The sequence below is a fragment of the Rhodococcus sp. MEB064 genome (assembly GCF_000834565.1).
GTDB lineage: Bacteria > Actinomycetota > Actinomycetes > Mycobacteriales > Mycobacteriaceae > Rhodococcoides.
The window spans coordinates 36,574-52,627 of the sequence record NZ_JXQS01000008.1 but is presented as its reverse complement, the minus strand read 5'-3'; the positions used below and the strand labels follow the sequence as shown (position 1 = coordinate 52,627).

Sequence of the window (16,054 nt, the reverse complement as noted above, 5' to 3'; positions counted from 1 at the left end):
CCGTATCCGAGCTCAGACCACTACTGCCCGGGCGTCCGTCCGTCGCTGCATGGCGACGGAGGTGGCGAGGACGGCGATACCGGCTATCGCCAGGCCCGCACCGACCACGGCGGGGGCCGTGTATCCGAAGCCGGCGGCGATGACGGCACCGCCGAGAGCTGCGCCGAGAGCGTTCGCGAAGTTGAACGCGGCGTGGTTCAGCGAGGCTGCCAGCGTCTGCGCATCGGCGGCGACATCCATCAGACGCGTCTGCAGACCGGGCACGATCGCGGACCCGGAGGCTGCGATGAGGAAGACGACGATCAGCGCGGTGACCGGGTTGTGCGCCGCCGCGACGAACACGGCCAGGCTCACCGCGACCGAGGTCATGGCGAGGAACAGACCGGGAACCAGCATGCGGTCGGCGATCCATCCACCGAGGAAGTTGCCGGCCACCATGCCCAGTCCGTAGATCATCAGCGCAACGGGAACAGCTGCCTTGGACAGGCCGGACACGTCGGTCAACGTGGTCGCGATGTAGGTGTAGACGGCGAACATGCCGCCGAATCCGACCATGCCGACGAACAGTGTCATCCATACCTGGGTGCGGCGGAACGCTCCGAGCTCGGTTCTGGTGTCCGTGGTCGGCATCGAGTCGAGGCGAGGCAACCACACTGCGAGCGCGGTGACGGTGAGCGCTCCGATGACCGCGACGATGCCGAACGCGCTGCGCCACCCGAAGGCCTGACCGATCCACGTCGCGGCAGGAACACCCACCACGTTGGCGACGGACAGACCCATCATCACCATCGCCACCGATTTGGCGCGCTTGCCGGGATCGGCGAGGTGTGCCGCGACCAGCGCCGCGACGCCGAAGTACGCGCCGTGCGGCAACCCGGCGACGAATCGAGACGCCATCAGTTCGTGGAAGCTCGGCGCGAAGACGGTGCCGAGGTTGCCCAGCGTGAACGCCACCATCAAGGCCAGGAGAAGGATGCGGCGAGGAACCCGCGCCGCCAGTGCCGCGATCACGGGGGCGCCGACGACGACGCCGAGTGCGTAGGCGGAGATGAGGTGGCCCGCGCTGGGCTCGGACACCGACATCGAGGTCGCCATGTCGGGGAGCAGACCCATGGACACGAACTCGGTGGTGCCGATACCGAAGCCGCCGAGCGCCAGCGCCGACATCGCCACGCGTCGACGACGGACACGCTGCCGATCCGGCACGGCAGGTGCCGCGGCGGGTGCGGACGGGAGGACGTCGAAAGCGACGGAGGGGGGTGTCACAAGCTCTCTTTCGTGGTCGGCGGTGCGGTTCATGATCGATTCAGAAGGTAAGGACCCGTGAAACGAACAAGGCGCCCCGAAAGGCGCCTTCGCGTGTTCCAGTCTGAACCCCGGCCAGGTCATTCGCCAATCGAACGACCGTGAGTTCGGCCACCCTTCCGACTCCCGGGAACGACCCGCTACCATTCCTGCCAAGGTCATGAGCGCCAGCATCGAGCCCCGGCTTGCTGGCCGGCAACCCTCCAACCGCGGTGGGGTGCCCCGGGTGATGACCGGGTTACTCGGTCCGTGATCGTGCGGAGCGAGAGCAAGCGCGGGCCCGATCCCTCGGGCCCACCGACCGGCACCTCGGAGGTTTCCACCATGTGTTGTAGCTCGCGATAGGCCCCGATACTTCTTTCTCCACGAAGCTCGGCTCGCCTACTGCGCTCTGCACACGGTGACGGTGACTCGTGCGGCAGACGTGGTGCGTTCCGACGTGGATTCCCTGCACGCCACCTCCACGAGGAGCACGACAGACATGACCGACAACTACTCCGACCCGAACTCTCCCGCGCCCGAGGTCTCCGCGCCCGACGTCTCGGGATCCGATGTCGTCGACGCGGTGGGTGCGCCCGTCGAAGATCCGGCTCTGAACTGGAGTTTCGAGACCCGCCAGGTCCACGTCGGACAGGTTCCCGATGCGACGACCCACGCACGCGCCCTGCCGATCTACCAGACCACCTCGTACACGTTCGACAGCACCGATCACGCGGCAGCACTGTTCGGACTGGCCGAGCCCGGCAACATCTACACCCGCATCATGAACCCCACGCAGGACGTCGTGGAGCAGCGCATCGCCTCCCTCGAGGGCGGCGTCGCCGCACTGCTCGTCTCGTCCGGCCAGGCCGCCGAGACGCTGGCGATCCTGAACATCGCCGAGACCGGCGACCACGTCGTCTCCAGCCCGCGTCTGTACGGCGGCACGTACAACCTCTTCCACTACACGCTGCCGAAGCTGGGCATCACCGTCTCGTTCGTCGACGATCCCGACGACCTCGACCAGTGGGACAAGGCAGTCCGCCCGGAAACGAAGGCGTTCTACGGGGAGACCATCTCCAACCCGAAGAACGACATCTTCGACATCCGCGGCGTCTCCGATGTCGCTCACCGACACGGCATTCCGCTGATCGTCGACAACACGGTCGCGACCCCGTACCTGATCCAGCCGCTGAAGCACGGCGCGGACATTGTGGTGCACTCGGCCACCAAGTACCTCGGCGGCCACGGCACGGCCATCGCCGGCGTCATCGTGGACGGCGGCGGCTTCGACTGGACGCAGGGCCGCTTCACCAACTTCACCACCCCTGATCCCAGCTACCACGGTGTGGTGTTCGCCGATCTGGGTGCGCCCGCGTACGCCCTCAAGGCGCGTGTGCAGTTGCTCCGCGACATCGGCGCCGCGGTGTCCCCGTTCAACGCCTTCCTCATCGGGCAGGGCATCGAGACTCTGTCCCTGCGACTCGAGCGGCACGTGCAGAACGCGACCGCCGTGGCGACGTTCCTCGAGAACCGCGCGGAGGTCGTCAGTGTCAACTACGCCGGACTCCCGTCGTCGCCCTGGTACGACCGTGGCCGGGAACTGGCGCCGCGCGGCGCCGGAGCCATCGTGGCGTTCGAGCTCACCGGTGGGCTCGAGGCCGGAAAACGTTTCGTCGACGCCCTGGATCTACACAGCCATGTCGCTAATATCGGTGACGTGCGTTCCTTGGTCATCCACCCCGCGTCGACGACGCATTCGCAGTTGTCGCCCGAGGAGCAGGCGGCCTCCGGCGTGACGCCGGGGCTCGTTCGACTCGCCGTCGGTATCGAGGGAATCGACGACATCCTCGCCGATCTGGAGAAGGGTTTCCGGGCAGCATCTTGACACTCGATCTCCCCTCGCTCGCTCGTTCGTCGGCATTTCCGCCGGCGGACGGGCGGGTGGGCACCGTGCACATCGGCGACGTTCCCCTCGAGAGCGGTCGCGTGGTTCCCGACGCGACCGTCGTGGTGCAGCGGTGGGGAGAGGTGTCTCCGGCGCGGGACAACGTCGTGCTGGTCGAACACGCACTCACCGGCGACTCCCATGTCACCGGACCGGCCGGGCCGGACCACCCGTCACCCGGCTGGTGGTCGGGAATGGTCGGTCCCGGAGCGCCGCTGGACACCGACCGATGGTGCATCCTGGCCACCAACGTCCTGGGTGGCTGCCGCGGTACCACCGGACCGTCGTCGCTCGATCCCGACGGGGTCGCGTGGGGGTCACGCTTCCCGGAGATCTCGATCCGCGACCAGGTCACCGCCGAGCGCATGGTTGCCGACGCGCTGGGAATCGAGCGTTTCGCGTCGGTGGTCGGCGGATCCATGGGCGGAATGCGCACCCTGGAATGGCTCGCGTCCCATCCCGACAGGGTGGCCTCCGCACTGGTCATCGCTGTCGGCGCGCGGGCGTCCGCCGATCAGATCGGCACGCAGACGACACAGATCGCGGCCATCACCGGGGACCCGGACTGGCAGGGCGGCGACTATCACCACACGGGTCGAGCTCCGCTGTCCGGTCTCGCCGTGGCGCGGCGCATCGCGCATCTGACCTACCGCACGGAACACGAGCTGGACACACGCTTCGGCAATCGCTCGCAGGTGGGAGAGGACGCCCTCGACGGTGGTCGCTACGCCGTGCAGAGCTACCTCGAGCACCAGGCCGCGAAACTCGCCGGGCGATTCGATGCCGGGTCGTACGTACTGCTGACCGAGGCGATGAACCGCCACGACGTCGGACGTGGCCGCGGCGGACTGGAGACCGTCCTGCGGTCCGTCACCGTTCCGACTGTCGTCGGCGGGGTCGACTCGGACCGGCTCTACCCGCTCCGTCAGCAGCAGGGAATCGCCGACCTGATCCCGTCGTGCGACGGGCTCAGGATCATCTCCTCGCGGGACGGACACGACGGCTTCCTCACCGAGCCGGATGCCGTGGCCACCATGCTCATCGCCACCATGGAACTGGCCTCGGATGCTGTGGCTCCCACGCGCTGAAACAGGTGGAGGTTGGCACACCTCACAAAGAAACCTGTAGTACACAAGGACCGTCGAAATCAAGTTTCGGGTTTGTTAGTGTCGGAGCCGTGGGACATCCACGGTGGGCGGAAGTTCACGCAGTGCGCAAGTGAACTATCCGGGAGAACACATGGCCGAGCGGAGCTCGCACTCGAAGACCGGTGGTGACGGCGACGTCGATGCCGGCGTGGACACGGGCAGCGACTACGAGGACGTCTTCGACCTGACCACGGCTCAGCGCGACATGTGGTTGCTGCAGGAGCTCGATCCCGACGTGACCTTCGCGGTGGCCCACTACATGGACATCCGCGGGCCCATCGACGTGGAACTCCTCGCTCAGGCGATGCGGCAGACCACCGTAGAGACCGGATCCATGCTCACCACTCTCGTCACCGAGGGCGAGGATGCCGACGATCCCGATGCCGGCCGCCGACACACCGTCCGTCAACGCCTCGACAGGTCGCTCGCCGACGTCGAGCTGATCCGCGTGGACGTGAGCGGCGAGGACGACCCCGAGGATGCCGCGGTCGAGCTCATGACGGAGTTCACCCGGCCGCTGGACATGTACCGGGACGCGCTCGGCTACACCGCGCTGATCACCCTGGGCGAGGACCATCACTACTGGTACGCCCGCGGACACCACGTCGCGATCGACGGGTACGGAGCATCCGTCGCCGCCGCCCGGACCGCCGAGATCTACTCGGCACTGGTCGAGGGCCGGGAACCACCGCCGTCGCGCGCCCGCCATCCTCGTGCGTTCGCGCTGGCCGAGGCGAAGTACCGGGCGTCGTCCCGGCTGGACCGCGACCGTGCTTACTGGGCCGGCCTCCGCGACGTACTGGGTGAGCCGGTCTCCATGTCGGGCAGAGTCGCTCCCCCGTCGGCATACAACCACCGCTGCGACACCCTGCTGGGCACCAATGCCGACCGCACCGTCCACGATGCTGCCGAACGTCATCAGAGCACCGTTGCGGTCGTGGTGGCCGCAGCATTCGCGGCGTTTCTCGCCAGGGTCACCGACACCCCGGACGTCGTGGTCACCATGCCCATGGCGGCGCGCGTCACGTCCTGGATGCGCGAGTCCGCGTCGATGGCCGCCAACGCCGTACCCGTGCCCGCTCACTGCGGCGGCGGCGTCGAGATCGGCGACGTGGTGCGCGAGGTGGGTCGGCGCGTCAGTGAATCTCTGCGTCATCAACTCCTTCCCGCGTCGGAAATCGCGCATCTGCTGGGCGCCCCTGGAGTGACACTCGGCCCGACCATCAACCTCATGATGTTCGGTGAGCGCGTGATGCTCGGCGACATCCCCGCCGACCTCGAACTCCTCACCTCCGGTCCCACTGCCGACATGGCGGTCACCGTGCACCAGAGCACCACCTCGGGCCGTCTGCGGGTCGACCTCGAGGGGAATCCGGCGCTGTACTCCGCCGACGACCTGGTGACCCACAGCGAGCGATTCGCCCAGTTCCTCGTCGAATTCGCAGCCGCCGAGGTCGGCACCCCGCTGCGCACCATCTCCCTGGTGACCGAGCAGGAGCGGCTGGAGGTGCTGCCCCCCACGGACGTCATGGTTCCCCCGTTCGCCACGCTCGCCGACATCCTCACGCGCGGAGTCGCTCTCGGCACCGGCAATGCTGCCGTCGTGGACGGCACCGTCGAGGTCACCTACGCCGAACTCGACGCACGCTCGGACGACCTGGCACGCGAACTGACCGATCTCGGCATCGGCCCGGACATCGTCGTCGTCTCGGCGTTGCCCCGGTCGCACTGGTCGATCACCTCGGCGTGGTCCATCGCGAAGTCCGGTGGCGCCTATCTGCCGATCGATCCCGCTCTCCCTCTGGAGCGGATCGCCACGATCGTCCACGACAGCGGCGCGCTGGTCGGAGTGACCACGAGCGACCTGGTCGACACCCTCCCGTCCCAGGTGCAGTGGATCCTCGTCGACGACGTCCGCGAACCGTCTCGACCCCTCCTCCCCGGACCGGTCTTCTCCCGACCCGGTCCGGACGATCTCGCGTACGTGATCTACACGTCGGGCAGTACCGGCACACCCAAGGGCGTCGCCGTGACGCATCGCGGACTCGCCGCCATGACCTACGCGGCGATCTCCTCGCACCGTCTGCCGCGCGCGGCCCGTGTGATGCATTTCGTCTCACCGGGTTTCGACGCATCGATTCTCGAGATGGTGCTCGCCTTCGGGTCGGGGGGAACCCTCGTGGTCGTCCCGTCGGACGTCCACGGCGGCGACGAGCTCGCCGCGGCGCTCCACGATCTTCGTATCGACGCCGGCTTCGTCACACCGTCGGCACTGGCCACCGTGCGCGTGCCGGTCGGCGGCGGGCCGCGTGCGATCGGCGTGGGCGGCGACGTCGTTCCCGCTGCGCTGGTGGACGACTGGGCTCCCGGACGCAGGCTCGTCAACGTCTACGGTCCGACCGAGAGCACGGTCGCCGTGACGTTCGGTCCACTGGTCGCCGAACACGAGGTCGAACTGGGATCGCCGTTCCCCGGCATCCGCGCCTTCGTCCTGGACAGCAACCTCGCGCTGACCGCACCGGGATGTGTCGGCGAGCTGTACCTCGGTGGAACCGGTATCGCACGGGGATACCTCGGCCGCACCGATCTGACCGCCGGCAGGTTCGTCGCCGATCCGTTCGGATACTCCGATCGGCTCTACCGCACAGGCGATCTCGTGACCTGGACCACCCGCGGCACCCTCGTCTACCTCGGCCGTCGAGACGGCCAGGTCAAGGTGCGCGGGTTCCGCATCGAACTGGGCGAGATCGAAGAGGCTCTGCGCTCGTTGTCCGACGTCGTCGACGCCGCCGTCGTCGTGCGCGGCAGTGGCGCACATCGAACTCTGGACGGCTTCGTCACCGTGGACGCAGGGTCGGCCGCGGAGTCCGACGGCCTCGTCGACGAGCTGGCGCTCCTGTTGCCGCAGTACATGATTCCCAATCGCATCACCGTCCTCGACGAGATGCCCCTGAACCCCAACGGCAAGATCGACCGACGCCGCCTCCCCGAACACAGCGCCCGTGAGGACCGCCCGACACGCGCCCCCGAGACGGAGAACGAGATCCTCGTCGCGGGCATCCTCGCCGAGATCCTCGGTCTCGACGACGTCGCCGCGACCGACGACTTCTTCGAGCTGGGCGGGAACTCGCTGCTGGCGACACGCGTGGCCTCGCGAGTCTCCGCCGTCGGCGGCCACTCCATCGGTGTCCGTGAGATCTTCTCCCACCCCGTGGTGGAACGCCTCGCACTCCACCTCGACGACGGAGGTCCGAGGGAATCGGGTGACGAATCCGGCCCCGTTCCCGTCGACCGCAGCGTCCCCATCGCGGCGTCACCTCCGCAGCGCAGCATGTGGTGGATCGAGCAGTACCGGCCGTCGGCCACGTATCACGTTCCGATGGCACTGAGGATCTCCGGAACCTTCTCCGTCGAGGCGGCTCGGTCGGCACTCGTCGACGTGGTGACGCGCCACGAGAGCCTGCGGACCGTCTTCGGCATCGACGACACGCGTCCCGCAGCCGAGCAGGTCGGACCGGTGCAGATCGTCCTCGGGATCGAGGCCGCCACGACCGCGCTCGACGTCGCGCTGATCGACGCGGCGGACGAGGAGGCCGTCACGGCCACACTCGCAGACGTCGCCTCACGGCCGTTCGACCTCGCCGCCGACCTCCCGCTCCGAGCCGCGATCCTCACGGTCGGGCCCGGATCGGACGATCATGTTCTCGCGCTAATCCTGCATCACGTCTGCGTCGACGGCTGGTCGCTCGGTGTCCTCGCGGCCGATCTTCTGGCGGCGTACACGGCTCGTGTCGACGGTGACGAACCACGGTGGGCGCCGCTCCCCGTCCAGTACGCGGATGCGTCGGAATGGCAGCGTCGATCGCTCGGCTCGCTCGACGATCCGTCGTCGCCCCTCGCCTCCGCGACCGCGTGGTGGCTCGACACTCTGGCCGGACTGCCCGACGTCCCCACCCCGGGCGCGGATCGCGCACGGCCCACCGAGCCGACCGGTCTCGGCGCCACCGTCGGGATCGAGCTCGACGCCGAGCAGACCGCGAAGCTCGACTCGGTGTCTCGCCGAATCGGACTGTCGCATTTCATGATCGTCCACGCGGCGTTGGTCATCGTCCTCGCCGAACTCGGTGCCGGACACGACGTCACCGTCGGTACGGCCGTCGCCGGACGTCGCCACCAGGACCTCGACACCGTCGTCGGCATGTTCGTCAACTCCGTGGCACTGCGGACGGTGGTCGATCCGACCGCGACGGTCGCCGAACACCTCGAGGCCGTGCGTACCGCAGACCTCGAGGCGCTCGCCCGGGCCGACATGCCCTTCGAGGTGTTGGTCGAGGCGCTCGATCCCCCGCGCACTCCCGGACGCCACCCCCTGTTCGACGTGATGCTGACGCAGCGGACCACGCCGAACATCTCTGCGGCCGTCGGTGGTGCGCAGATCTCGGCTCACCGCATCGATGTGGGGCGCGCGAAGTACGACCTCGAAGTCGTCCTCGACGACTCCGCCGGGCACTCCGGCGGATCCGCGATCGAGATCGACTACTCGACGGACCTCTACGACCGTCGCACGGCCACCGCCTTCCTCGACCGTCTGCTGTCGGTACTCGACGTCATGACCACGACGCTGGACGCTCCGCTGTCGGACATCGGCGTCCTGCTTCCCCACGAACGCGCGGCGACCGTTCCCATGCGCGGACGTGCGAAGCTTCGATCCGTCGACGCGGTGACCTCGCTGGACGAATCGGTCGCGCTCCGCGCCGTCACGACGCCCGGGGCGATCGCGATCGTCGACGGTGATCGCCACACCACCTACGCGGAGCTCGACACTCTGGTCTCGCGCGGCGCCGCTCGACTGATCGACAACGGGGTCTCCGCCGATACTCGGGTGATCGGACTTCTCCGGCGATCCACCGAGTCGGTGGCGGCGATCCTCGCTGTCGCCCGCGCCGGTGGGGCGATCGTCCCGGTCGACCCGGACTACCCGGCCGAGCGCCGCCGATTCATGGTGCGCGACAGCAAGACTCTGCACGCCGTCTGCTCCGATCCCGCCGATGTTCCCAGCGACGGCTTCCTGTGGACCACCACCGACGCGTTGTTCGCCGAGGACGGCGTGCCCTCTCTCGCCGTCGACACCGACGACTGGTCGATACCTCTCGACTGCACCGCGTACGTCACGTACACCTCGGGAACGACCGGGCGGCCGAAAGGCGTGCAGGTCACGCGGCGCGGCTTCGGACACGTCACGGCGGAACTGGTGCGCGCGTTCGGGACCACCGAGTCCTCGCGCGTCCTGTCCTTCGCGTCGCCCAGTTTCGACGCGTCGATGCTCGAGCTGGGTCTGGCCTTCGGATCTGGAGCGACGTTGGTGATCGTGCCTCCCGGCATCGTCGGCGGCACCGAACTGAGCACTCTGGTGCGCGAGCAGAAGGTCACCCACACGTTCCTCACGCCGTCCGTGTTGGCGACGATGATCGACGTCGAGCCCCTTCCGGCCGACCTGGTCGGGTTGGGAATCGGTGGGGAGAACTTCGGGCCGGATCTTCTGGACGCCGTCGCGTCCGGTCGCAGAATAGTCAACGTCTACGGTCCGACCGAAACGACCATCAGTTCGCACCTCGAACACCTCACCCTCGGCGACGAGGTCTCGATCGGACGCCCGGTCGGTGGCATGCGCGCCGTGGTTCTCGATGCTCGGCTGCGCCCGGTCGCCCCCGGTGTGGAGGGAGAACTCCACCTGGCCGGCACGCAGCTGGCCAGGGGGTACCTCGATCGCCCCGCGCTGACGGCCGCCCGGTTCGTCGCGGACCCGTACGGGCTGCCGGGCGCCCGGACCTACCGCACCGGCGACCTGGCCAAGTGGTCGTTCCCGCCCGACGGGACCGAACCGCTGGTGCGGATCACCGGACGCAGCGACTTCCAGGTCAAGATCCGAGGGCTCCGCATCGAACTCGGCGAGATCGACGCCGTGTTGTCGACAGCACCCGGTGTCGGCGGCGCCGTGACGGTCACCGCGCCGGGTCCCACCGGCGAGACTCTGCTGGTGTCGTTCGTGCAGTCGGGCGACGGCATCGACGGGGCCGACGTCCTGCGGTTCGCACGCTCCCGGCTCCCCCGGCACATGGTGCCCACCACGGTCGCCGTGCTCGACCACTTCCCCCTCACCCCTGTGGGCAAGCTCGACCGCGCCGCCCTACCCGTGCCCGACACCCTCACGGACGTGTCGGACCGTGCGGCACGGACCGCTGCGGAGGTCGCTCTCGCGTCGGTCCTGGCCGACGTCCTCGGAGTCGAGAAGGTCGGCGTGAGCGCCGACTTCTTCGCCCTCGGCGGAACGTCGCTGACCGCGACCAGGTACGCCGCACGCATCGCGGACGTGACCGGAGTGCACGTCCCGGTGCGGGCCGTCTTCGACCGACCTACCGTCGCCGAATTGGCCGAACTCCCCGAGCTCGCGGAACTGTCGGAGCTGCCCGCCTTCACCGAGGTGGCGGAATCGACCGCGGCGAGTCGCCCCACCGACGCACGGCACGCACTCGGTGCGCCTCGCGCCGTTCGGACCCCGATCGTCCGGCCGGATCCGATGCCGCTCTCACCGTCGCAGCTGTCGATGTGGTTCGCCTCGAAGGTGGCCAGCACAGCGTCGGCGTACATCATCGTCGCCGCTCTGCACATCCGCGGACCGCTGGACACGGATGCGGTCGGAGCTGCGTTGGACGACGTCGTCGCCCGCCACGAATCGCTGCGCACGGTCTATCCCACCGTGGCCGGTGCCCCCGTCCAGGTCGTTCTCCCCCCGGTTCACGTCCCCCTGACGGTCGTCGAGGCGGGTGCGGACGATCTCGACGTCACCGGACCCGAGGTGCAGGCCGTTCTGGACGAGCTCTCCGACACCCCGTTCGACCTGTCCACCGAGATTCCCGTGCGCGGACGCATCATCCGACTGTCCGCGACGGATCATGTCGTGGGCGTCGCCGTCCACCACATCGCGGCCGACGGTGAATCCGTGACCCCGCTGACGACGGACCTCCTTCTCGCGTACGAAGCTCGTCGCTCGGGTTCCGCGCCCGTGTGGCCCGAGGAACCTGTCCAGTACATCGATCATGTCCTGGCTCGCACCGCATCGATCACCGGCGACGCCCGCGAGCGGTCGCTCGCGTTCTGGCGGGAATCGCTCGAGGGAAGTCCGGCCGAGCACTCACTGGTCACCGACATGGCCCGACCGGCACGTCCGACCGGACGTGCCGACGTCGTCGATGCCGTGCTCACGCCGGAGGCCCGGTCCCGAGCCCGCGAGTACGCGGCCGCACATCACGCCACCGAGTTCATGGTCGTCCACGCGGCCTTGGCGGCGGTACTCGCGGCGCGCACACCCGAGGTGGATCCGCTTCTGGGCTCCGCGGACATCGTGGTGGGAACGCCCTTCGCAGGACGAGACGGCTCGGACTCCATGGTCGGCATGGCCGTGAACACTCTCGCGCTGCGCACCCCCGTGTCCCTGTCCCAGTCGTTCGACGAGACTCTGGCCGTGGTCCGCGACCGCAATCTGGATGCGTTCGACAACGCCGCACTCCCCTTCGACACGCTCGTCTCGGAACTACGTCCCGAGCGCCATCCCGCCCGCCACCCGATCGTGCAGATCATGCTGTCGGTGCACGGGTCGCCGCCGCTGCATCTGGAACTGGGTGACCGCACGGTCACCGCACTGACCCTCCCGATCGACAAGTCCGCATTCGACCTCGTCGTGACCCTCCGAGCCCGCGAGGACGGGGGCGCCGTCGTCTCCGTCACCTACTCGCGAGAGCTGTTCCTGCCCAGCACCGCTCGGGCATTGGCGGCGGCCCTGGTGGACACGGTGGATCGAGCCACCACCGACGGCTCACTGTCTCTCGCCAGCCTGACCGGTCCGACACGCATCGGCCCGGGAACCGACTCCCTCGGACGTCTTCTTCACCGGGCCGCCGACGAATCACCGCACCGGACCGCCGTCGTCGCTGCCGACGGCCGGCGGACGTATGCCGAGCTCCTCGCCGCCGCGGACTCGCTGGCGGACGAGCTGCGTGCCGCCGGAGCCGTGCCGGGCACAGTCGTGGCTCTGGCCATGGGGCGGTCGCTGGCGTCGGTCACCGCGTTCTGGGCCATCGCCCGCAGTGGCGCGACCGTGCTGCCGATCGATCCGACGTATCCCGAGGAACGACTGAAGTACATCCTCGAGGACGCGAAACCTGTTCTGGGACTGCGCGCCGAGCTCACCGCCGTGCCGGCATCCGTGTCGTGGTGGGACCTGGACGTCGACGGGACACGGGTGCGGTCCACCACCGAGGCCTCGCCGATCGTTGCCGACGGCCTACCCCGAGGTGAGCGAACGCTCGACGACGTGGCGTACCTGGTCTACACCTCCGGCACCACCGGGCGACCCAAGCCGGTCGCGGTCACCCACCACGGTCTCGAAAGTCTGGCCTTGGCACTGGGATCCACCTTCGACACCACTCGCACCTCGCGTGTCCTCCACGCTGCCTCACCGGGCTTCGACGCCGCAGTCCTGGAACTGCTGCTGGCCGTGGGACGCCGTTCGGCGCTGATCGTCGCACCGCCCGCTACCTACGCGGGCCGCGCGTTGTCGGCACTGATCGACCGTGAGCGGATCGACGTCCTGTTCCTGACACCCGCGTCGCTGGCCACCCTCGATCCGCACGACGTGCCGACGGTGCGCACGGTCGGCACCGGAGGCGAGGCGCTTCCCGCAGCACTGCTCGAGGCCTGGTCGCACGGACGTCGCGTCGTCAATGCGTACGGGCCCAGTGAGACCACCGTCGCCGCCACCATGGGCGTCCAGCTCGCCGGCCGACCGCCGCACGTCGGGGCACCGGTGCCCGCTGCCGCCGTCCACATCCTGTCCGACGCGTTGTCCGAGGTCGAGTCCGGCGAGCTCTACGTCTCGGGTCCGCTTCTGGCGCAGGGATATCCGGGCCGCGCCGCGACCACGGCGTCGAGATTCGTCGCCAGTCCGTTCGGTCGTCCCGGCAGCCGCATGTATCGGACCGGCGACCTGGTCCGCACAGCCGTCGACGGTCTGCTCGAGATGACCGGACGGTCCGACACCCAGACCAAGATCCGCGGCGTGCGCATCGAGCCGGGCGAGGTGGAGGCGGTTCTCGTCGCGCACCCGTCCGTGACGTCCGCGGCCGTGGTTGTCGGCGAGAACACGGCGGGTGCGGTCCTGGCGGCTCACGTCACCACGACGCAGGGCGCCGACCCGGTGGACATCCGCGAGTTCCTGTCCACTCTGCTTCCGCGTGGACTCGTCCCGGCAACGATCACGATGCACGACGCCCTGCCGCTGACCGCGCACGGAAAGGTCGACAGGCGTGCGCTGTCGATGCCCGTCGGCACACTCGAGCCGCTCGGTCGCGGCCACCGTGGGGAGTCGACGTCGGCGGTCGCCACCATCCGCCCCGTGGCTCCGGTCCGGTCGATGCTCGACATCGTGAGCTCGTCCTTCGCCGACGTCCTCGGACTCGACACCGTCGGTCCGGACGACGACTTCTTCGCCCTCGGCGGCAACTCACTGGCCGCGGTGCGCGTCATGGATGTGCTGCGTGAGCGCATCGGCGACCGCATCGACACCGATGCCGTCGACGTCACCTGGTTCTTCGACGCAGCCACCTCGGCTGCGTTGTCCGCCCGTCTACAGGAGCTGATCATGCTCGATGAAGGTCGCACGGACACCGCGTCCACCGGCACCGCAACGAAGGCCACCGGCGCGAACGGCTCCGGAACCAACGGCACCAGCCCGAACGGCACCGGATCGAACGGCACCGGGTCGAACGGGTCGGCCTCGAACGGGTCGCATGCCGCACGCCCCACCACCGGGTCGGTCCGCCGATCCAGCACCGACGTCGTTCTCCCGCTGAGAGCCGGCGACGACGGGGTCACGCCGTTGATCTGTGTGCACCCCGCCATCGGACTGTCGTGGAGCTACACCGGGCTGCTCCCGCACCTCGACCCCTCCATCCCCGTCCTGGGTCTGCAGGCTCGCGGTATCGCGGTCGCTGCACCGGAGCCGGCGTCGATCTCCGAGATCGCCCGCGACTACGTCAACACGGTCCGCACCCAGTTCCCCGAGGGCCCCTACCGGCTGCTGGGCTGGTCCCTCGGAGGCCTGATCGCCCACGCGATGGCAATCGAGTTCCACAAGCTCGGCGAGACCGTCGAGCTGATCATCATGGACGCGTATCCGCTGGCCGGGTCCGGACTGCCGAGGACGGAGATGTCCGTGGCGTCGCTGATCCGGGAGTTCCTGCCGCTGGAGATGGACGTCGACGACGACATCGGCCTGGACGAGGCGATCGCGATGATCCGGGCTGCCGGTGGACCGACGGCGCACCTGGACGAAGGACAGATGCGGCGCCTGTACGAGAGGTACCGCCTGTTCGTCGACCTCGGTCATGATCACGCCCCCCAGCGTTTCGACGGCGACCTCACGTTCTTCTCGGCGACTGTCGACGCGGATCCGACGCTCACTCCGTGGGCGTGGCGCCGCTACATCGCGGGCTCCATCACCGACTTCCCGGTGGACGTGCAGCACAACGCGATGGGCACACCCGACGCGTTGGCGGCCGTCGCGCGCCGCCTGGGGAATGCGCCTCTCGCCCTGCTCGCTGGTGCTCGGTGACCGCAGGACTCTCCCGAGGCGACACCCTGGCCGTCGACGTTCGCGGGCTGGTGAAGGACTACACGGGACGACGCAACACCCACCGCGCGCTCGACGGCGTCGACCTGACGGCGGACGCGGGCCGGGTCACCGCCGTTCTCGGACCCAACGGGGCAGGTAAGACGACGACGGTGCGCATCATCTCGACGTTGATCCGTCCGTCGTCCGGCTCGGTTCACGTCGCCGGTGTCGACGCGGTGCGCGATCCGCGGACCGTGCGCGGCCTGATCGGTCTGTCCGGACAGTACGCCGCCGTGGACGGACGGCTCACAGGCTACGAGAACCTGCGCATGCTCGGCCGCCTCTACGGACTGAGTGCACGTGACGCGCGAGCCCGTGCGCACCAGTTGCTCGAACGTTTCCGGTTGGAGGACACCGGCAAGCGATCGGTGTCGACGTTCTCGGGCGGTATGCGTCGACGACTCGATCTGGCGGGAGCGCTGGTCGCGCGACCGCCTCTGATCGTGCTCGACGAGCCGACCACGGGGCTCGATCCGCGGAGCCGTAACGACATGTGGGACATCGTGACCGAACTCAAAGCGGACGGAACGGCAGTGCTTCTGACGACGCAGTATCTCGAGGAGGCCGATCGGCTCGCCGATGCCATCGTCGTCGTGGACGGCGGAGTCGTCGTCGCCCGCGGCACACCGACGGACCTCAAGTCCCGCGTCCGCCCTCCGTCGGTCGAGGTGCGCCTGGCCGATCCCCGCGACCTACGGTTGGCCGCGGATTTGTTGCCGCGCATGAACTTCCGAGTCCATCGCGACGGCGCCTCCGCAGGGTGGTTCACGGTCGACGCTCCCTGGGGAAGCGAGTCGATGGTGGATGTGCTGAGCCGGTTGCACGGCACCGGCATCCGCGTCGGCGACGCACGGGTGAACGTGCCCGACCTCAACGACGTGTTCTTCGAATCCACGGGAAGCTCCTCACCCGCGTCGATGGCGACGGCCGCATCGTGACTCAGCC

General features: G+C 68.8%; 5 protein-coding genes and 1 riboswitch. Of the genes, 4 read left to right on the top strand and 1 reads right to left on the bottom strand.

Translation table 11 applies throughout. The features are described from left to right. Positions 1 to 12: 12 nt before the first annotated feature. Positions 13 to 1,266 carry an MFS transporter gene (locus RU01_RS03515; protein ID WP_197074678.1) on the bottom strand — a complete coding sequence of 418 codons (1,254 nt, stop codon included), beginning with the start codon at positions 1,264 to 1,266 and terminating at the stop codon, positions 13 to 15. Positions 1,267 to 1,461: 195 nt separating this feature from the next. Beyond that, positions 1,462 to 1,586, top strand: a riboswitch (SAM riboswitch). Positions 1,587 to 1,786: 200 nt separating this feature from the next. On the opposite strand from RU01_RS03515, the gene RU01_RS03510 reads away from it, so the two are divergent. The 4 genes from RU01_RS03510 to RU01_RS03495 all read left to right on the top strand — a co-directional run bounded on the left by RU01_RS03510 (position 1,787) and on the right by RU01_RS03495 (position 16,047). Further along, the gene (locus tag RU01_RS03510; protein ID WP_082042885.1) at positions 1,787 to 3,172 is read left to right on the top strand and encodes a bifunctional o-acetylhomoserine/o-acetylserine sulfhydrylase; all 1,386 of its coding nucleotides are present in this window, start codon (positions 1,787 to 1,789) and stop codon (positions 3,170 to 3,172) included. Beyond that, positions 3,169 to 4,320 carry a homoserine O-acetyltransferase MetX gene (gene metX, locus RU01_RS03505; RefSeq protein WP_082042861.1) on the top strand — a complete coding sequence of 384 codons (1,152 nt, stop codon included), beginning with the start codon at positions 3,169 to 3,171 and terminating at the stop codon, positions 4,318 to 4,320. Before RU01_RS03510 ends, metX begins: the two co-directional genes overlap by 4 nt. A 151-nt stretch (positions 4,321 to 4,471) precedes the next feature. Then, a complete protein-coding gene (locus RU01_RS03500; protein ID WP_156148780.1) occupies positions 4,472 to 15,049 on the top strand; it encodes a non-ribosomal peptide synthetase in 10,578 nt (3,525 codons plus the stop codon). Continuing rightward, complete coding sequence (locus RU01_RS03495; protein ID WP_042573124.1) at positions 15,046 to 16,047, top strand: daunorubicin resistance protein DrrA family ABC transporter ATP-binding protein; 1,002 nt, start codon at positions 15,046 to 15,048, stop codon at positions 16,045 to 16,047. Before RU01_RS03500 ends, RU01_RS03495 begins: the two co-directional genes overlap by 4 nt. The last annotated feature ends 7 nt before the right edge of the window (positions 16,048 to 16,054 follow it).

Excerpts from the sequence above, each read along its gene's own strand:
- RU01_RS03510 (WP_082042885.1), top strand. The coding sequence starts at position 1,787 with ATGACCGACAACTACTCCGACCCGAACTCTCCCGCGCCCGAGGTCTCC.
- RU01_RS03500 (WP_156148780.1), top strand. The coding sequence starts at position 4,472 with ATGGCCGAGCGGAGCTCGCACTCGAAGACCGGTGGTGACGGCGACGTC.